Origin of the sequence: Aliiglaciecola sp. CAU 1673, from assembly GCF_029223185.1 — a bacterium.
GTDB lineage: Bacteria > Pseudomonadota > Gammaproteobacteria > Enterobacterales > Alteromonadaceae > Bowmanella.
Genome location: NZ_JARHUG010000007.1, coordinates 91,575 through 110,993, shown reverse-complemented (window position 1 = coordinate 110,993; position 19,419 = coordinate 91,575). Strand labels below are relative to the sequence as shown.

The window sequence follows — 19,419 nt, the reverse complement described above, 5'->3', positions numbered from 1 at the left end:
CGGAGAAACTAAGCTTGAGTCTTTGGCCACAATCTTGGGTCAATTAATTCACCGGCCTCACAGGCAAAGGCAGAAAAATCCATGGGCTGTTGTAAAACACGGGCGTAAGCCTCAAGAATTTGTTGGGCTTGCTGGAGATTGGGACAGCCAAGCACGAACGCGGAGATTTCATCAACCTTGGTGCTCATGCAAAGGGCCGCTTCCAATAGTGACATGCCCGCCCGCTCTGCAGCCTGGTGGTAAGCTTGCAGATGCTGTAGAAAAGGCCGGGTAAAAGACGGCAGTTCAGTAATTGGCATCAATAACAAGCCTTGCAAGAACAAGGAACGGCTGTGGATTTCTACTCCCTTATCAGCCAATTTTTGAAGCCAACCCTGCTGGGCAAAACGCATGTCGAACCAGTTCAGGGGCAATTGCACGATATCCGGTGGGTAGCGTTGAACAAGCCATGCCAATTCATCGGGATCGTAAACCGAATAGCCAATTTTATTACATAAGCCGGCTTCTTTTGCTGCCTGTAATTCCCGGTAACGACTCGTCCCTTGCGGGCCAAAAAGTGGTTTACTCTGGTGCACCAAATAGGCATGAATACTGGTTTGCTTTAAGTGGGCCAGGGATTGCTTGATTTGACCGGCGACGCTGCCGTGGCTATCGGTATCAGCAGAAATCTTGCTGCAAATTTTTAGGGGGAGTGCATCATGCAGAACCTGACCCAGCACCTCTTCACTATTGCCATAAAGCACCGAGGTATCGATAACCTTGGCTCCCGCCTTTGAGAAAGCCTGGACCACTTGTTTGGCCTCTTCCAGGGAGCTTTGGCCATCCTTGTTGCTAATCCCATAGTCGAGCCCGAACTGAACCGTTCCCAGGCCTAATTTCATGCCAACAACTCTTGTAGCGCCTGGATAACCTTGTCTTGTTGAGATGCGGTTAAGGTCGGATAAAGTGGCAAGCTAAGCACCTGCTCTGAGAAAGCTTCCGTTATTGGCAGGTCACCTTTTTTAAAGCCCAGGCTGCGATAGTAGGGCATTAAATGAATGGGCAGGTAATGTACCTGGCAACCGATATCTTTCTCACGCAGACTGTGAAACAGCGTATCGCGGTTTATGGATGATGTTTCCGCTAACCGAATTACAAACAGATGATAGGCGCTGAGTCGATTTTCGGATGCTGTTAGCGGGACCACAGGGAGTCCTGCTAACGCCTGGCGATAATGGTCTGCTAGTTGGTTACGCTTTTCAATAAACTCAGGCAAGCGCTTTAGCTGGCTTAGGGCCAGCGCTGCCTGGATATCGGTGAGACGGTAGTTAAAGCCCAGGGTTTGCATTTCGTAATACCAGGGGCCGGGAGAGGCGACTTCAAAGTCGTCAATGTCCTTGCTGATCCCATGGCTGCGATAAAGCTGGAGCTTTTTGGCCCATTCAGGGTTATTGGTAGTGACCAGGCCACCTTCGCCGCTGGTGATAATCTTGACCGGATGCAGGCTGAAGGTGGTGAAGTCGCTGTAGCGGCAATCGCCTATACGGCTATCTTCATAAGTGGCGCCCAAGGCATGGGAAGCGTCTTCAATCAGTATTACCCCATGCTGGCGGCACAACTCGCTGATTTCCTTCAGATCAACCGGCTGTCCAGCAAAGTGCACAGCCACCAATGCCTTGGGTTTTTTTCCAGCATTTTGCAGTTTGTCGGCTAAGGCCTTGGGGCACAGATTGCCGGTATTGATATCGATATCAACAAAATCGATGCTGGCACCACAGTAGCGGGCGCAATTGGCCGAGGCGGCGAAAGACAGTGAGCTGGTCCACACCATGTCACCCTGACTAACGCCCGCGGCCAGGCAAGCCAGATGCAAAGCCGCCGTGCCATTGGCACAGGCCACGGCATGGCCAGCCCCGGTCATATCACAAATAGCGGTTTCTAAGGCCGGAACGGTCGGTCCTTGGGTCAGAAAGTCACTGCGAAGGACCTCGGCAACGGCTGCAATGTCTTCTTCACTGATATCCTGTCGGCCATAGGGGATCATGCTTCTGCAGCCTTATTGAAGGCGAGAATTTCTTCAATGCTCAGGAAATGCGGATTGGAGTGAGAACTGTATTCAAAGCCCTCTTTGACCAGCGTGGCTTGCTCGCCAATACCATTAACAGTGAAGTCATTGGTGCGGCTGGAGAAATTTATGCTCGGGGCAATAACGAAATGATCGTCGTATTCGTAGGTATGATACGACAACTCCCCGGGACACATGACTTCATGCAGCTTTTCGCCCGGGCGAATTCCGACGATTTTGGTGGGGATATTGGGGGCCATGGCCTTGGCGAGGTCGACGATGCGTAGGGAAGGGATCTTCGGCACAAAAATCTCGCCACCCATCATTCGGGCAAAGTTTTTTAATACGAAATCCACCCCTTGCTGCAAAGTGATCCAGAATCTGGTCATCTCGGCATGAGTGACAGGAATATGTTCGGCATTTTTATCAATCAAGCGTTGGAAAAATGGCACCACCGAGCCTCGTGAACCCACCACATTACCGTAACGGACAACGGAGAATTGGGTCTTATGCCCACCGGCAATATTATTAGCGGCCACAAACAGTTTATCCGACGCCAATTTGGTGGCGCCATAGAGGTTGATCGGGTTCGCGGCTTTGTCGGTGGATAGGGCAATCACTTTTTCCACATCATTATCAAGGGCCGCATCGATCACGTTTTCTGCACCATTGATATTGGTCTTAATACACTCCATCGGGTTGTATTCGGCAGCAGGCACCTGCTTTAGGGCCGCTGCATGGATGACGTAATGCACGCCACGCATGGCTCTGATCATGCGGTCCTTGTCACGCACATCGCCAATAAAATAGCGCATACAGGAAGCATTGAATTCCTGCTCCATTTCGAATTGCTTCAGTTCGTCGCGGCTGTAGATGATAATTTTGTTCGGTTTATAGCGCTTAAGCAGAGTTTCGGTATATTTCTTACCGAATGAGCCGGTGCCACCAGTGATCAGAATATTCTTACCGTTAAACATACTGCCCTCGCATAAAGCTGTTTATACATCAGAGTGTTATCTCCTTAGAGTAAACTCATAACAAGCATAGTTCGAGCCAAAATGTTGGCAAATACAATGGCTGTTACCAGCTTATATATCGGTAAAGTATGCGAAAAGCTGGAAGAATAAAGCTAAACTTAGGTCATGCATTCATTCTCAAACGTTCGGGGAGAGACCTATGCGAATTGACGGCAATGCTCCTAACTTCGTCCAGCAGCAGGACAAGACAAACAATCTGTTGAAGCAGTTGGCCAGCGCCAGACGCATCAATAGTGCCGCAGACGATGCCGCCGGCCTGCAAATTTCAAACCGTCTGACATCTCAGATTGAATCCTTCTCAAGAGGTATTCAAAACGGGCAGGATGGTATTTCTTTACTGCAATCAGCCGAGAGTGGTTTGGCTGGTGTAAGCGACGCGTTTTCCCGGATCAGAGAGTTGTCTATTCAAGCCGGTAACGGGGCGCTGACCGACAGGGATAGGCAGGCGCTGCAAGCGGAAGTCAGCCAGTTGCAAGAACAAGTATCGACGACGGTACAAAATACCAATTTCGCCGGTGTACCTCTGCTTAACCAGGATTTGGATGTGAATATTCAGCTAGGCGATCAAGACGAATCTTTTCAGCTTCGCGATGTGGCCTCAGAACTGACCACACAAAATTTTCAGAGCATCGATATTTCCAACCAGGCCGGCGCACAAGGCGCGCTTGGTACAATCGACAACCTGCAAACCTTTGTTAATGATATCCGAGCCAATTTCGGCGCTGGTCAGAATCGCTTAGATGCAGCGATTCGTAATTTGGGTAATCAGGGGGAAAGTCAGGCCGCAGCGCGTTCTCGTATAGCAGACACTGACTTTGCTGCGGCGACGGCGCAAAGAGCCGCCAATGATATTCTCGGCCAGGGTAGTATCGCAGTCCAGGCTCAAGCCAATATCCAGAGAGCACAAGTGCTATCCTTGCTGGATTAATGGTGCACTGATTTTGGTCTGTAAAGCCGCGATCCGCGGCTTTATTGTTTTTGGGCTGGAATTTACTTCTTCACTATACCTACCAACCGGCCCTCTTCCAGAACCAGCAATGAAGTGATATGCCGGGTTTCCATAATGGCAAAGGCATCCGCCATCTTGGCGTTAACGTCGATACTCTTGGGATTCAGGGTCATCATTTCCTTGGCCGTGAAATCAAAAACATCTTTACGGAACTTGGCAAAGGCCCGACGTATGTCACCATCGGTAACAATGCCATAGCCACTTTCTGAATCGACTACCGCGATGCCCAACTGTCCACGGGTAATGGAATCTACCACTTCGGCAAAGCTGGCATCCTGAGCGATAAGGGGCAGATTGTGCTGCACCATTTCATCTTTGACCCTGGCCAGCAGACGGCGACCCAGGCTGCCACCCGGATGGAAGCGTGCAAATTCTTCAGGTTGAAAATCACGGACTTTCATTAAGGTGACTGCCAGGGCATCGCCCATCGCCAATGTAGCCGTGGTAGATGCGGTGGGGGCCAACTGCAGTGGGCACGCCTCTTTATCTACACCAACATCGAGGACAACATCAGCAGCATTGGCCAAGCTGGAGCCGGCCTCGCCAGTCATGCCAATCAGCACATTGCCATTCTCTTTAATAAAGGGCAGGAGTTTGACTACCTCATCGGTTTCTCCGGAATTGGAGATGGCGATAAACACATCTTCTTTGGCAATCATGCCAAGGTCGCCATGGTAGGCTTCTCCCGGATGCATAAAGAAGCTAGGGGTACCGGTGCTGGCAAAGGTCGCGGCAATCTTCTTGCCGATAATGCCGGATTTACCCATGCCACAGACCACCACACGCCCTTTGGCATTGAGGATAATGTCGATAGCGCGGGAAAAGTCCGGATTAAGCCTGTCAGACAGCGCCTTTACCGCCTGGGCTTCGATCTCGAAGACTTCTTGAGCGATCGCTTGGTAATTCACTGATGATAATTCGCTAGTTAGTGCAATAAAGATTCTGTGGCTATTGTGACTGATGGCGGCGAACTTTGTCGACTTTCGTCGATAAAATTGCCTCCGGGATGTCTGAATTTTGTGCATTTCAGATGTCGCTTGGCACGCAAGCAGTGATAGCTGGTTGCTAATGTGCGCTGAAAGGTTAAAATCCAGAAGCAACCCCTCCCGTGCCAACGCGAGGAGGAAAATATTAGGCGTAACAAGTCGTTAGGCGTGCCGGCACCAGGTTGGGAAGTGACAACAGTCAATCCGCATGGTTGTTCGGCAACTTAGAGGTCGCGAGTTAATGGGGAAAATTTTGATTATCAGCGGGACAGAGTCTCGCCGGATAAGTCTACAGACCATCCTTACCTTTATGGGTGAGGATGCCCATTGTTGTGATCCACAAGAAGTAACGCCTCTTCTCAGCAAGGACGGTCCTTACGACTGCGCCATACTCGATGGTGAATCCGTCGATTCCCTTAGCAGTATACTCAAAGGCTTTGCAGCCCAGCCTTTTGTTTTGGTTGGTAGTCTTCATGGCGAGGAGAAACACCCTGGTAATCTGGTGGGGCATGTCAGTGAGCCTGTCACTTATCCTGTCCTAACCCAGATGTTGCATCGCTGTCAGGAATACTTGCGGCAAAAGCCGACCAGCGAACATCAAGCGCAAAATCAGACTAAATTATTCCGCAGCCTGATTGGCAAAAGCCAGGGCATACAGCATGTGCGCATGCTGATTGAACAGGTTGCCCCTACAGATGCCAACGTATTGGTATTGGGCGAGTCCGGCACCGGCAAAGAAGTGGTTGCGCGCAATATCCATTATTTATCCAACCGCAAAGACGGTCCTTTTATACCGGTCAACTGTGGTGCAATTCCTGGCGAACTGCTGGAAAGCGAGCTTTTTGGCCATGAAAAAGGCGCCTTTACCGGCGCCGTTGGTACGCGCAAAGGGCGTTTCGAGTTGGCCGAAGGCGGCACGCTGTTTCTCGACGAAATAGGTGATATGCCGCTGCAAATGCAAGTCAAATTATTGCGCGTATTGCAGGAGCGCACCTACGAGCGAGTCGGTGGGGTGAAGCCTATTAAGTGTGATGTGCGGATCGTGGCTGCTACTCACAGAGATCTGGAATTGATGATTGAGGAGGGCAAATTCCGTGAAGATCTCTTCTATCGCCTCAACGTATTCCCGATTGAAAACCCACCCTTACGGGAGCGTCGCGACGATATTCCACTGCTACTGCAAGAATTAGTATCACGGGCCCAGAACGAAACCGGTCGCTCGGTAAAGTTTACCGAATCGGCGCTATTGTCATTGATGGATCATCGCTGGGCAGGGAATGTCAGGGAACTGTCAAACCTGGTTGAGCGATTGATTATTCTCTATCCAGGTAAGTTAGTGGATGTGGGCGATTTGCCCGCTAAATATCAGCATCTGGAAGTTGACCCCTACAAACCGGATTACCCAGAAGAGTTGCTTGAGCGTGAAGCGATTAATGCGCTGTTTGGCGATTCCAGTGAGGACGAGTCTGAAGAGGATGATAATGACTCGCCGCTATCTATGACCCCGTCGCAAGAAGGACAGGCAGCCTTGCCCGAAGAGGGACTTAACCTAAAAGAATACCTGGCGGAACTTGAAGTGAATCTCATCCTGCAAGCCTTAGAGCAGCAGGAGTGGGTTGTTGCTCGGGCTGCGGAAGTGCTGGGAATGCGCCGCACCACGCTGGTGGAAAAAATGCGTAAATATGAGCTTTCCAAAGAAGGGGAAGAAGGCTGATATAGCCTTTTTTCAACTCTCCCTCCTATGGCGTCATTTTTCCGGCGCCTAAATAATTAAACTAATTAATTGAAAAATATAGGGAAAATGCGTTGGCATAGTCCCTGCTTATGTCCTTGTGTCGATCTAGTTAGTCCAAGTTTTGACATGAGGGTCCTATGGCACCTGCTGAACATCACAATCCATCCCAGTTTTCCCATCAAAGCGTGGGAAGCGATATATTAAATTTGCAACAGCAGGCATCTCGTCTTGAGCATTTGCTCGAGGTAATGCCTGCCGGTGTAGTGGTAGTGGATGGCAGCGGTGCGGTGCGTCAGGCCAATCAGGTTGCGATCGATATGCTGGGGGAGCCTCTCGAAGGCGAGTTTTGGCGAACCATCATTAAACGTTCCTTTAAACCCCGAGCGGATGATGGCCATGAAGTGTCGCTGCATGATGGCCGCAAGGTAAAGTTGTCCATCACGCCGCTTGAGCTTGAACCGGGGCAGTTGATTGTATTGACTGACCTGACCGAAACGCGCCGTTTGCAGCAGCAGCTGAGCCATATGCAGAAACTGTCCTCACTGGGCAAAATGGTTGCTTCGCTGGCTCACCAAATTCGCACTCCGCTGTCCGCCGCTATGCTCTATGGCGCCAATCTTCAGAACTTAACCTTACGTGAAGCTTCCCGCGAGCAGTTTGCAGATAAGTTGATGGCCAGATTGAAGGATTTGGAGCAGCAAGTGAACGATATGCTGCTGTTCGCTAAAAGTGGCGATAGTCAGGTTGTCTGTGAACTTTCATTACAAAGTTTAATGCTCGAAGTAGAGGCTGGGGCAGAAGCCATGCTAACCGCTCGCTCTGCCAGACTTGAGTTGAATTTGCCCGAGCCTGATATTCTGGTGCTTGGCAATAAAACGGCGCTAGCCAGCGCCCTACAAAATCTTATTCATAATAGCCTGCAAGCTAACCCTCAGGGCTGTGTAATCCAATTACAAGCAGCCCGTGGTAAGGCGAGCGGCAACGTGGTGGTGCTCTCGGTCAGTGACAACGGTCCGGGGATCCCAAGTAAACAGTTATCCCATATCTGGGATCCTTTCTTTACTACCAAGAGTCAGGGAACGGGACTTGGTTTGGCGGTCGTTAAGGCGGTTGCTCAATCTCATCATGGCAGTGTCAAAGCCATGAATATTGACCAAGGTGGGGCACGTTTTGAGATCCATTTACCGATTCACAGCGAAGCAAAGCCCAGTCGGGCCATAGTCAGCGGCTCGAGGAGTTAAGTTATGAGTACCAGTAGAATTCTAATAGTTGAAGATGATGCCGGTCTGCGCGAGGCATTGGTTGATACCTTGTTACTCGGCGGTTACGAAATCCTGCAGGCTGACTGTGCTGAGACGGCCATGGCCATGCTCGGCAACGAAAACGTTGATCTCGTGGTCAGCGATATTCAGATGGGGCAGATGTCGGGTCTGTCTTTGCTGCGCAGCATTAAAAACAAATTCCCTAACCTGCCAGTACTGTTAATGACGGCCTATGCCACCATTAACGATGCTGTACAGGCTATGCGCGATGGCGCTACTGATTATCTGGCCAAGCCCTTTGCACCGCAGGTGTTACTAAACCTGGTCGGACGTTACGCGCCGGCGCAAAAGGTAGAATCCTGCACGCCGGTGGTGGGTGACCCCAGTAGCCAAAAGTTGCTCGACCTTGCCAAAAGGGTAGCCAGATCTGACGCAACAGTGATGGTACTTGGTCCCAGTGGTTCCGGTAAGGAAGTGTTGGCCCGCTATATTCATGATCAATCCAGTCGCATTGACGGGCCTTTTGTGGCCATTAACTGTGCTGCGATCCCCGAAAATATGCTGGAAGCGACACTATTTGGCTATGAAAAAGGAGCCTTCACCGGTGCTGTGCAAGCCTGCCCAGGCAAGTTTGAACAAGCACAGGGTGGCACCTTGCTGCTGGATGAAATCACCGAAATGGATTTATCTCTCCAGGCAAAGTTGTTGCGTGTACTGCAGGAAAAAGAAGTGGAACGTCTGGGCAGCCGCAAAACCGTCAGCCTGGATGTTCGGGTGTTAGCGACCAGTAACAGAGATCTTCGTCAGGCAGTGCAAAAAGGCACATTTAGGGAAGACTTATATTATCGTCTTAATGTGTTTCCGCTGACCTGGTCACCGCTGTCACAACGTCCTGGTGACATCATTCCATTGGCGCAGCACTTAATTGAACGTCATTGCCAGCGTCAGGGATTCAGCATCCCTACGCTGACCGCTGCCGCGAAAAACAAGATGATGCAATATAGCTGGCCTGGCAACGTGCGTGAGTTGGAAAACGTGATCCAGCGCGCTTTAATTCTGGCTATGGACGGGAAAATTGATAGCGCCGATTTATTACTTGAGCAGGATTTGTCCAACGAGTTTTCCTCCCATCAGCCAAACTCAGCGGCTTCCTTGGATTATGCTGAAGCAGACGCGGGTCGCCTAGGACAAGAACTACAGCATCAAGAGCACCAGATTATTCTGGATACACTGAAAGCGTGCCAGGGGAGTCGCAAAGAGGTGGCTGATAAACTGGGGATCAGTCCACGGACCTTGCGCTATAAGTTGGCAAAAATGCGAGAGGTCGGAATTGAGGTTCCAGCGTAGCTGTACCCGCTTAGCGGTTCCAGCGCAGCTCTACCTGCATAGCAGCAACACTGCAGCAGCTGCGATAGATAAGTAAAGGTGCCGATACAAAAAGGGGTAGTCAATCTGCCCCGTTTCTATTTTTGCTTGTATGCCGCGGCTACGAAGGCCTCTCCTGAGCTCTCCCTATTCAATTCCTGTACCTTTCTCGCACCTGCTGGCTCACCAGCGCTCCGCCAAATTCCCGTCACACGCCTAGATGAATTTTTAACTTATTGAATATTAAAGAAAATTAAGTTTGGCACTCCCTTTGCTTGGTGGTTGCTACCGAAGGCGCTTTTTGACGCCAGATATCAGTGGAGCATTAACGTGGATATCAAAGCCCAATCACTCTATAGCGAACTTCAATCTCTGGCCTCTCAGGCCAGCAAAGGGATTGGTGACAATCTGCCGCAGGTGACCAACAGCAGCGGACAGGACTTCGCCGGGATGCTTAAGCAGGCCTTGGATACGGTCAATGGTATGCAGAAAACATCGAAGGAAATGCAGGTGGCTTTTGAGATGGGAGACCCGAATATCAGCCTGGCTGATGTGATGGTTGCCAAGGAAAAATCTGGTATTGCCTTTGAAGCCACCATGCAGGTGCGCAATAAGTTGCTGGAAGCTTATAAGTCCATTTCCAACATGCCGGTATAAGGGGTAGAGCATGGCAGAAGCAACAAGTACAGAACTGGCGGTCGCAGGCGCTCCATCTGGCGCGGCGGACAACAGCCAGGAACAACGGTCCGGCTTTATGGAAGGTCTGGGTGGTGTGGATATGCTTCGCCAAGTCACCCTAATCGTGGCCCTGGTTATCTGTGTTGCTATCTCTGTTTTTATCTTTATTTGGGTGCAGGAGCCGGAGATGCGTCCCCTGGCCAAGATGGAAACCCAGCAACTGATTGAAACTCTGGATTACCTCGATCAAAACCAAATTGAATACCGTTTGGATGGCAATGTTATTTATGTAACAGAAAGCCAGTACCAAAACATTAAATTGGGAATGACGCGTCAAGGAATTAGCCAGGAACCTTCTGCTGGCACCGATATCATCATGCAAGACATGGGGTTCGGAGTAAGCCAGCGCGTCGAGAAAGAGCGTCTTAAAGTCGCACGCGAGCAACAACTGGCGCGCACTATTGAACAAATCAGTGCCATCAACCGTGCTAATGTGCTGTTGGCTATTCCCAAAGAAAGTGTCTTTGCCCGCGAAGAGAAGAGACCCAGTGCCACGGTGGTACTGACGCTTCGCCGCGGCTCTTTATTGTCTTCCGAAGAAGTGGATGCGGTAGTAGATATCGTGGCCTCTGCGGTACAAGGTATGGAGCCAAACCGGGTCACTGTCACCGACAATAACGGCCGTTTGCTTAACTCCGGCTCTCAGGATGCACTGTCGGCCCGCTCACGCAAAGAATACGAAATCGAGAAACGCCGTGAAACCGAATATCTGGAGAAAATTGACTCCATTCTGATCCCTGTACTGGGGTTGGGTAATTATACCGCCCAAGTTGATGTCAGCATGGACTTCACCTCGGTCGAGCAAACCCAGAAGCGTTACAATCCGGATCTGCCTGCTGTTCGCAGCGAAATGACGGTGGAAGAGAACTCTGTCGGCGGTATTGTTGCCGGTATTCCAGGTGCCCTGACAAACCAGCCACCGCTGGACTCCAATATTCCGGAGCAAGCCAGTAGCAGCAACGCGCAGGGCACTACACCCGGACGTTCGCACAAAGAAGCGACCCGCAACTTTGAATTGGACACCACCATCAGCCACACCAAGCAGCAAACCGGCGTGATCAGACGTCTTAGCGTATCCGTGGCAGTGGACCATACCCAACAAACCAGCGCAGACGGTACTATGACCGCCGTGCCGCGCAGCCAGGAAGAACTGCTCAATATCCGCCGTTTACTGCAAGGTGGGATCGGATTTGATGTCACCCGTGGTGATTCGCTGGAAGTGGTCAGCATTCCTTTCTCCCGTCTGGATGATATTGGCCCGGTTGAGACCCCCATCTGGGAGCAGGAATGGTTTATGAAGGCCTTGCGCCTGGTTATCGGTGGCCTGGTGATCATTACCTTGATCCTCTCCATCGTACGCCCCATGCTTAAGAAACTGATTTACCCTGAAGACACCCGTGAGGCAGAAGCCTTTGATGCCGATTCCGGATTGGATCTGGGTGACGAAACCATCAGTATGTTGTCTCAAGAGTTTGATGAAGGTCAGGTTGGCTTCGCTGCAGATGGTTCACTGATGCTGCCCGATCTGCACAAAGATGAAGATGTACTCAAGGCCGTCAGAGCCTTGGTGGCTAACGAACCCGAATTGTCAGCCCAGGTTGTGAAGGGCTGGCTGATGCAGGATGACTAATTATGGCTGCAAGACAACTCGCCAAGACCCAACCGCCAGCCGGTGACGCCCCTAAAGAAGAGATGGGCTATGATGTCGGCAAACTGGAAGGGGTGGAAAAAGCCGCGATCCTGTTGTTGAGTCTTTCTGAAGAGGACGCTGCACAGATCCTAAAGCATCTTGAGCCCAAACAGGTTCAGAAGCTGGGTTCAGCCATGGCCACCATGGAGGACATGACCCAGAATAAGATTACTGCGGTGCATAAGCATTTCATCGAAGAGATCCAGAATTACAGCACCATCGGCTTCCAGAGCCAGGAGTTTGTGCGTAAAGCGCTGACCGCGGCCTTGGGTGAAGATAAGGCCGCTAACCTTATCGATCAGATCCTGATGGGCGGTGGCGCTAAAGGCCTGGATTCATTGAAGTGGATGGATTCCAAGCAAGTGGCCAGCATTATCCGTAACGAACACCCACAGATTCAGACCATTGTGCTGTCTTACCTGGATGCCGAGCAATCTGCAGAGATTATCAGTCAGTTCCCGGAAAAAGTGCGCTTGGACTTGATGATGCGTATTGCCAACCTCGAAGAAGTCCAGCCGGCCGCTTTGCAGGAACTGAACGAAATCATGGAGAAGCAGTTCGCTGGTCAGGCGGGGGCACAGGCGGCGAAGATGGGCGGCCTGAAGTCTGCTGCCGAGATCATGAACTTCCTGGACACCAATATCGAAGGCCAGTTGATGGATGCCATCCGCGAGCAGGACGAAGAGATGAGTCAGCAGATTCAGGACCTGATGTTCGTGTTCGACAACCTGGCAGATGCCGACGACCGTGCTATCCAGACTATCTTGCGCGAAGTGCAGCAAGATGCGCTGCTTAAGGCCATTAAGGGCGCCGATGAAACCTTACGTGATAAGATCACTAAGAACATGTCCAAGCGTGCTGCCGAAATGTTGTTGGATGATTTGGAAGCCATGGGACCGGTGCGTGTCAGTGAAGTGGAAGCGGCACAAAAAGAAATTCTGTCTATCGCGCGGCGCTTGGCCGATGCCGGCGAAATTATGCTGGGCGGCGGTGGCGGCGAAGAATTCCTGTAATTATCTGGATACCCTATGAGCAGTTCCAAGATCCATAAATATCAATCGGGTGAGGTAAAGGTGAAGTCCTGGGACCTACCCTTTATGGAGGATGCTCGTCCAAAGGCGGCAGACAGCACCAACGCCATTAACAAAGCCAGTGACTGGAAATACGAACCACCCGAGCTCGAAGAAGAGATCCTGCCGCCTACCGCCGAAGAGATAGAAGCTATTCGCCAGTCGGCTTATCAGGAGGGGTTCGAGCAGGGCAAAGAGGAAGGTTTTGCCAAGGGCCATGAAGAAGGTCTGCACAAGGGACTGGAAGAGGGGCAAAGTCGGGGCTTTGAGGCCGGCCATGCTGAAGGTCTGGAATCTGGTCGCCTGCAGATGCAGGAACAAACCGAAACTTGGCAAAAACTGGCGACTGAACTCACGCAGCCTGTTAACAAAGTTGATAAGCAACTGGAAAAAGAGTTGGTGCAATTGGCCGTTACTCTGGCCCGTTCAGTGATTTACACCGAAATTCAAACCAACGAAAACATTATTTATCAAGCCATTAGTGAAGGCCTGAAAGTGCTACCCATACAGGAACGTCGTTATCAGTTCCGCATGCACCCAGAGGACATTGCCCTGGTGCGCGAGCATTTCAGCGCCGATGAAATCGAATCCCACCATTGGCAGTTTGTGGAAACCCCTGACATGGCGCGTGGGGGCTGCGATATTGTGACCGATACCAACGCCGTCGATGTGACCATAGAAAGACGGGTGCGTCAGGTGCTGGACAAATTCTTGCTAGAACAAGGAATGGCCAATCACAAAAAGCAGGGGCAGTAGCTTGAAAAGCTTACTGGAGCGTATCCAGTCTTTCCAACATAAGGTGCCATCGGCACCTACGGTCGCAGCCGGTAAGCTGGTCCGTGGCATTGGCCTGACACTGGAAGCGGTAGGTTGTCAAATGCCCGTCGGTAGCCAATGCCTGGTGCAAACCGTGGATGGCGAAATCGAAGCCGAAGTAGTGGGTTTTGCCGAGAATATTACTTATCTGATGCCTACCGAAGCGGTGCGCGGTATCGTGCCTGGCTCTCGTGTACAACCACTTTCTCGTGAGCAGGGCATTGGTGTCGGTATGGAGCTGCTTGGACGGGTGGTTGATGGCAATGGTATGCCACTGGATGGTTTGGGACCGATTAAAGCCGAACAGCGAATTCCCCTGACTCGCCCGCCAATCAATCCCCTTATCCGTCGCCCTATTAGTCAGCCGTTGGATGTGGGTGTACGTGCCATCAATGCGATGATTACCGTGGGGGTGGGCCAGCGTATGGGACTCTTCGCTGGTTCAGGTGTGGGTAAAAGCGTGCTGCTTGGCATGATGACCCGTGGCACCAGCGCCGATGTGGTAGTAGTGGGACTGGTTGGCGAACGGGGTCGTGAGGTTAAAGAATTTATTCACGATATCCTCGGTGAAGAAGAGAAACAGAAATCTGTGGTGGTCGCTGCTCCAGCGGATACGTCACCCTTGATGCGCCTTAAAGGCTGTGAAACCGCTGTCGCTATTGCCGAATACTTTCGCGATCAGGGTATGAATGTGCTGCTACTGATTGATTCGTTGACTCGCTACGCCATGGCCCAGCGGGAAATTGCCTTGGCGGTGGGCGAGCCTCCAGCTACCAAAGGTTATCCGCCCTCGGTGTTTGCCAGATTACCGGCGCTGGTGGAGCGGGCCGGTAATGGCGGTGAAGGACAGGGCTCGATCACCGCTTTCTTTACGGTGTTGACCGAGGGCGACGACTTGCAAGATCCGATCGCCGATTCGGCCAGGGCCATTCTGGACGGTCACGTGGTGCTGGCCAGACGCCTGGCTGATAGCGGCCATTATCCGGCTATTGATGTGGAGGCATCGATCAGCCGGGTTATGCCGATGGTGGTCAGTGACCAGCATCTGAAAGCCGCCAGGCGAATCAAGCAAGTCTATTCCACCTATCAGCAAAACCGTGACCTTATCAGCATTGGCGCTTATACCAAGGGCACCGATCCTCGTATCGATGGCGCCATTAAAGCGGAGCCGGTTATTAATATGTTTTTGCAGCAAGGGATGAAAGAGGTCTTGCCTTATGATGAGTGCCTCGAAGCCGTAATGGGACTTGCTCACAACCTTGGAGGTAATTGATGTCCACCAAGCAGTTGGAAATCGTCGCGCATTGGGAAAAAGAGAAAGAAGACAAATTAGCCCGTGACTATCAGTTGGCCGTGCAAAACGTCAATAACAACCAACAAAAGCTCAGTGGATTGCAGCGTTACCGCCTGGATTATTTGCGCGAATTGCAACAACGGGCCATGCAGGGAGTGGGTGCCACCACCTTTGGACAGCATCAAGCTTTTGTTGAGAAGCTCGACAAGGCCTGTGCTCAGCAAACGCAAATGCTGGCAAGGGCTAAAGCCGTAGCTGAACAGCGCAAAGGCTTGTGGCTTAAGCAACAGCAAAAACGCAAGGCAGTGGAGATGCTGATTGATAAAAAGCATCAGGAAAAGGCCCAAAAAGAGGCAAAACACGAGCAAGCTATGATGGACGAAATTGCCATCCAACGCTTTGTTCGTCGAGCCAAGGCTTCCTGAAAAGTAACTTTGGAACGCTCTTTGCAGAGCATTTTGTGTAATTAATTTATCTCCGGGGCAAAGCCCGAAAACCAAGGCTAAATGAACGCGGAATCCAAGTTATGATGCAACAAGTTGCCACCCTGCTACCCGATATTGCCGCTTCTGGCAATTCTCAACAAAAAGGGCGTTCCAAACAGGACAGCGCCAACGGTGACCTGTTTGCTGAGCAATTCAGTCGTCAGCAAGTATCAAACAACCTCAAAGATAAAGCTAAGTCGGCAGTGCAGGAACCCGCAACCACACAGCACGTCGCTAAAACGTCTGAGCAGCCCACCCGTGCTCAGGCAGACAAAACCCCGTCAGAGAAGCCTCAGGTAGACAGCCAGCCGCCCCGGCCAGAAAAGGCCGAGCGCAATAAATTGGCCATACAGGATGAGCACAAAGCGTCAGATACAGGGGCCTCACATGAGCCTGGTGAGTTGGTGCGTTCCGAGGTGGTGGCTGAAAAACCAGCTAAAGTCTCCTCTGAGCCGTCCGGTCATGAAAATGATGGTCCTGCTGTGGCAGGTCTTGAAAATGATGACAACGCCGATGCGCAGGAAAAAGATTGGTTGCCTCTGATTTACCAGTTGTTAAGCGGACAGGTTCAAGACGAAAATCAGCCTCTAACTGAAGAAGGCGAGGCTGGCCTTGTCCAAGGCACACAACTGTCTGAGCAAGCTAAACAATTTCTGACGGATGCCGGTTTTGATGCCGAAGCCATTGAATCCATGGCCAATGAGGCCGGAAAGCTTGAAAATTTGCAACAGTTACTCAGTGGTCTAAATGCTGGTGAGAGTGGTGCGCTTCGTGACCTGTTAAAAGAAGTCTTGGGCGTCAATGTGGCCAAGCTCGGCAGTTTTGAATCGTCAAAACCAGCAGCAGAGCCGATTCCTACTGCCTTACGTGCAGCCCTTAGCATGAATGCCGAACAAGAGTCCGCTGACGTGCTTGTACAGGCACAGCAAAGCGTTTTGCAAGATACTCCGACAGAGGCTGAATTAAGAGCTAAAATGGGGGAGAAAACCAGGGAAGATCTATTCTTCACTCTTCCTGTTAAGCCTCAGCCTGATTCTGCTGAACTCAAGAATACGAATAGTCTTGCCAATGTCACTGGGTTGGACACTGAAGTCATTGATCTTGATAGTGACCTAAGCAAGTTAGCGAAGGATATCAAAGTACAGCTCAGCTCAGACGAAGATAAACCCTTGCGAAACTCAGTTGATTTGTTGATCGGAAAGCCGGTACAAACAGGACAGAGTGAGGATATTGATGGCATTGCTAAGCTCCTCCAAGGGGAAACCGAGAAGTCAGTGGCTGCTTCAACAAAGCAGGCGCCTGGCTTGCAGGTGGCGGTTTCCGTTGCTCCTGACGCAACAAACAAGGCCGCCGCAGCCAGTGATGACCTGGTTAAGCAGTTGGCGGCATTATCTGAAAAAGATCTGGACAAGGTCCTGGGACAACTTGGCTCGCAGTTACCAAAGTCACAGGAGCAAGGAACTGAACAGGGATTCATCGGTACCCTCAAAGCCGGTGTTGAAGAATTTAAAGCACAACTTGCTCAAGGGCGGGAGCCTGGACTGGATTTACAGGCAATGGTGGAATCCGCCTTGGCAAAGAGCGAAAGTACCGATAACTCTACCAAGCAGGTCGCCAGCATAGTGCAAAGTCTTGCTAGCCATCTGGAATCGGTCAGTTCTCAGGATAAAAGCGTTGATCCACTCAATATAAAAAGCAGTGGTATCGAGCGTAGCGCGAGCACCGAGGTAACCAACAATGTCGCTACTGCCGAGAGAACGGCAGCACAGACAAAGCTGGAGCAGGCCATAAATATTGCCAAACCTGAAGCTGCGCATCAGTTAGCCGAGAAGGTGCGGGTGATGAACAGCATGGGCAATATGCGCGCCGATATTCGGTTAGACCCACCTGATTTGGGTACCATGCAGATTCGTATTCAGATGCAGGGCGATCAGGCCAGTGTCAATTTTGTGGTGCAATCCCCTCAGGCTAAAGAATTACTGGATCAGGCTGTACCCAGGTTAAGAGAGCTACTGTCTGATAAAGGTATCGAGTTGGGGCAATCCTTCGTTCAGCAGGAGAGTAGTCAATCTGGCTCGGAACGCGGTGAGCGTCAGAGCTCCAGAGGCGACTCAGCTGCTAATGAAACTGCTCAGCTAGAAGGAACTCTATCCGGCCCTTCCCTCCCAAGAAACAATCCTAAAGGGGCAATTGATTATTTTGTTTGATAAAACCTTGATGGCAAGGATTGCTTAAGGATGCCATGGTTAAGGATAATTAAGGTACTCAACTGATTTAGAGACGACGATGGCTGAAGAAAAAGAACTGGAAATGGAAGACGGCGGCAAGAAGAGCAAGATGATGTTGATCATCATTGCTGCCGTGGTCTTGATTGGCGGCGGTGTAGGGGCATTTTTCCTGCTTGGTGGCTCCGATGAACCGATGCCTGTAGCCAACACTGAAGCGGGGGCTGCTGGCGCTGCCTCCAGCTCAGCTCCTGCGGTATCAGGTGCACAGTTAGGCAGTGCCTTGTATGTGGCCATGCCACGACCCTTTGTTTTTAATGTTCCTGGTCAGGGCCGCGACCGCTTGGTGCAAATTAAAGTGCAGCTTTTGGTCAGGGGCTCCGAGAACGAAGAAACGGCGAAAATGCACATCCCGATGATTGAAGGGACTTTGTTAAGAGTTTTCAGTAGCGCCAATGCCGATGACTTGGTGACCGAGGCGGGCAAAGTTGCCCTGCGTGAGCAGTCAGTTAAAGAAGTCCGCAAAGTCATGCAGGAGATCGCCGGTCGCGAAGTGGTTGAGCAAGTCTTGTTTGTTGGTTTTGTGATGCAATAAGGGCAGAGCAGTGAGTGATTTACTATCCCAGGACGAAATTGACGCGCTACTCCATGGCGTCGATGAAGTCGAAGAGGAAGAGGTTGGCAGCGAGCCATCGGGCTCGGCGCTTGAGTATGACTTTTCCTCGCAAGACCGAATTGTGCGCGGTCGTATGCCCACCCTGGAGATGGTCAACGAACGTTTTGCCCGACATATGCGGGTCAGCCTGTTCAATATGATGCGACGTAGTGCCGAGGTATCCATCAACGGCATTCAGATGATCAAATTTGGTGAATATATCCATACCCTGTTTGTGCCCACCAGTTTAAATATGGTGCGTTTCAGACCGCTCAAGGGTACCGGCCTTATCACCATGGAAGCACGTTTGGTGTTTATTTTGGTGGATAACTTCTTCGGCGGCGACGGACGCTATCACGCCAAGATTGAAGGGCGGGAATTTACTCCTACCGAACGTCGTATTATCCAGATGCTGCTGAAACTCATCTTTGAAGATTACAAAGAAGCCTGGGCGCCGGTAATGGATGTGTCTTTTGAGTACCTGGATTCCGAAGTTAACCCGGCGATGGCCAATATCGTCAGTCCCACCGAAGTGGTGGTGATAAGCTCCTTCCATATTGAGCTGGACGGTGGTGGTGGTGATTTCCACGTAGCCTTACCCTACTCCATGCTGGAGCCTATCCGAGAATTGCTCGATGCGGGTGTGCAAAGCGATAAGGAAGATACCGATCTTCGTTGGAGTAAGGCATTGCGAGACGAAATCATGGATGTACAGGTGGAAATTTCTGCCACCTTGATGGATTTTGAGCTCAGTTTGCATGAAGTGATGGATCTTAAAGAGGGTGACATTATCCCGGTTGATTTGCCGGAGCATGTCGTACTCTTTGTAGAGGACTTACCCACCTTCCGTACCAAGATGGGGCGCTCAAGAGATAATGTGGCATTGAAGATCACTGAGAAGATCCCAAGGCCCACATCGGTCAAATCGGAACTGCAGTTGTTGACCAAAGGGGGACGTCGTTTAGACAGCGACGCTGAACTTTCCAGTCTGGAAGAAGATTTATAACC

17 protein-coding genes are annotated in these 19,419 nt (G+C 51.0%); 13 read left to right on the top strand and 4 right to left on the bottom strand.

What is annotated here, in order from left to right; all coding sequences use genetic code 11:
• Positions 1-8 precede the first annotated feature (8 nt).
• From P2G88_RS08570 to pseB, 3 genes are read right to left on the bottom strand one after another with little or no spacing between them, the layout of a single operon-like run.
• Complete coding sequence (locus tag P2G88_RS08570) at positions 9-881, bottom strand: aldo/keto reductase (RefSeq protein ID WP_275795445.1); 873 nt, start codon at positions 879-881, stop codon at positions 9-11.
• Positions 878-2,023 (bottom strand): UDP-4-amino-4,6-dideoxy-N-acetyl-beta-L-altrosamine transaminase, encoded by a 1,146-nt coding sequence (gene pseC, locus P2G88_RS08565; protein WP_275795444.1) that lies wholly within the window; start codon positions 2,021-2,023, stop codon positions 878-880. The genes P2G88_RS08570 and pseC overlap by 4 nt, the downstream gene beginning before the upstream one ends.
• The gene (gene pseB, locus P2G88_RS08560) at positions 2,020-3,021 is read right to left on the bottom strand and encodes a UDP-N-acetylglucosamine 4,6-dehydratase (inverting) (RefSeq protein WP_275795443.1); all 1,002 of its coding nucleotides are present in this window, start codon (positions 3,019-3,021) and stop codon (positions 2,020-2,022) included. The genes pseC and pseB overlap by 4 nt, the downstream gene beginning before the upstream one ends.
• Positions 3,022-3,220: 199 nt before the next feature.
• Between pseB and P2G88_RS08555 the strand changes: the two genes are divergently transcribed.
• Complete coding sequence (locus tag P2G88_RS08555) at positions 3,221-4,009, top strand: flagellin (RefSeq protein WP_275795442.1); 789 nt, start codon at positions 3,221-3,223, stop codon at positions 4,007-4,009.
• Positions 4,010-4,071: 62 nt separating this feature from the next.
• On the opposite strand, the gene P2G88_RS08550 is transcribed toward P2G88_RS08555, so the two are convergent.
• Positions 4,072-4,998 (bottom strand): KpsF/GutQ family sugar-phosphate isomerase, encoded by a 927-nt coding sequence (locus P2G88_RS08550; protein WP_275795441.1) that lies wholly within the window; start codon positions 4,996-4,998, stop codon positions 4,072-4,074.
• 319 nt (positions 4,999-5,317) lie between these two features.
• On the opposite strand from P2G88_RS08550, the gene P2G88_RS08545 reads away from it, so the two are divergent.
• From P2G88_RS08545 to fliM, 12 genes are all read left to right on the top strand, one after another.
• On the top strand, positions 5,318-6,790 hold the full coding sequence (locus P2G88_RS08545) for a sigma-54 dependent transcriptional regulator (protein ID WP_275795440.1): 1,473 nt from the start codon (positions 5,318-5,320) through the stop codon (positions 6,788-6,790).
• A 158-nt stretch (positions 6,791-6,948) separates the two neighbouring features.
• Positions 6,949-8,052 (top strand): ATP-binding protein, encoded by a 1,104-nt coding sequence (locus P2G88_RS08540; RefSeq protein ID WP_275795439.1) that lies wholly within the window; start codon positions 6,949-6,951, stop codon positions 8,050-8,052.
• Between the two features lie 3 nt (positions 8,053-8,055).
• Positions 8,056-9,420, top strand: coding sequence for a sigma-54 dependent transcriptional regulator (locus tag P2G88_RS08535; protein ID WP_275795438.1), 1,365 nt, complete (start codon positions 8,056-8,058; stop codon positions 9,418-9,420).
• A 348-nt stretch (positions 9,421-9,768) separates the two neighbouring features.
• Entirely contained in the window at positions 9,769-10,095 is a 327-nt protein-coding gene (gene fliE, locus P2G88_RS08530) for a flagellar hook-basal body complex protein FliE (RefSeq protein ID WP_275795437.1), read from the top strand.
• Positions 10,096-10,105: 10 nt separating this feature from the next.
• The gene (gene fliF / locus P2G88_RS08525; protein WP_275795436.1) at positions 10,106-11,806 is read left to right on the top strand and encodes a flagellar basal-body MS-ring/collar protein FliF; all 1,701 of its coding nucleotides are present in this window, start codon (positions 10,106-10,108) and stop codon (positions 11,804-11,806) included.
• Between the two features lie 62 nt (positions 11,807-11,868).
• Positions 11,869-12,879 carry a flagellar motor switch protein FliG gene (gene fliG, locus P2G88_RS08520; RefSeq protein ID WP_275795550.1) on the top strand — a complete coding sequence of 337 codons (1,011 nt, stop codon included), beginning with the start codon at positions 11,869-11,871 and terminating at the stop codon, positions 12,877-12,879.
• Between the two features lie 15 nt (positions 12,880-12,894).
• On the top strand, positions 12,895-13,692 hold the full coding sequence (fliH, locus tag P2G88_RS08515) for a flagellar assembly protein FliH (protein ID WP_275795435.1): 798 nt from the start codon (positions 12,895-12,897) through the stop codon (positions 13,690-13,692).
• 1 nt (position 13,693) lies between these two features.
• Positions 13,694-15,025, top strand: a complete 1,332-nt coding sequence (fliI, locus tag P2G88_RS08510; protein ID WP_275795434.1) for a flagellar protein export ATPase FliI — start codon at positions 13,694-13,696, stop codon at positions 15,023-15,025.
• Positions 15,025-15,471, top strand: a complete 447-nt coding sequence (gene fliJ, locus P2G88_RS08505) for a flagellar export protein FliJ (protein ID WP_275795433.1) — start codon at positions 15,025-15,027, stop codon at positions 15,469-15,471. The genes fliI and fliJ overlap by 1 nt, the downstream gene beginning before the upstream one ends.
• 101 nt (positions 15,472-15,572) lie before the next feature.
• Positions 15,573-17,738: a flagellar hook-length control protein FliK gene (locus tag P2G88_RS08500; protein WP_275795432.1), complete on the top strand. Its 2,166-nt coding sequence runs from the start codon at positions 15,573-15,575 to the stop codon at positions 17,736-17,738.
• 79 nt (positions 17,739-17,817) lie between these two features.
• The gene (gene fliL / locus P2G88_RS08495; RefSeq protein ID WP_275795431.1) at positions 17,818-18,351 is read left to right on the top strand and encodes a flagellar basal body-associated protein FliL; all 534 of its coding nucleotides are present in this window, start codon (positions 17,818-17,820) and stop codon (positions 18,349-18,351) included.
• Between the two features lie 10 nt (positions 18,352-18,361).
• A complete protein-coding gene (gene fliM, locus P2G88_RS08490) occupies positions 18,362-19,417 on the top strand; it encodes a flagellar motor switch protein FliM (RefSeq protein ID WP_275795430.1) in 1,056 nt (351 codons plus the stop codon).
• The last annotated feature ends 2 nt before the right edge of the window (positions 19,418-19,419 follow it).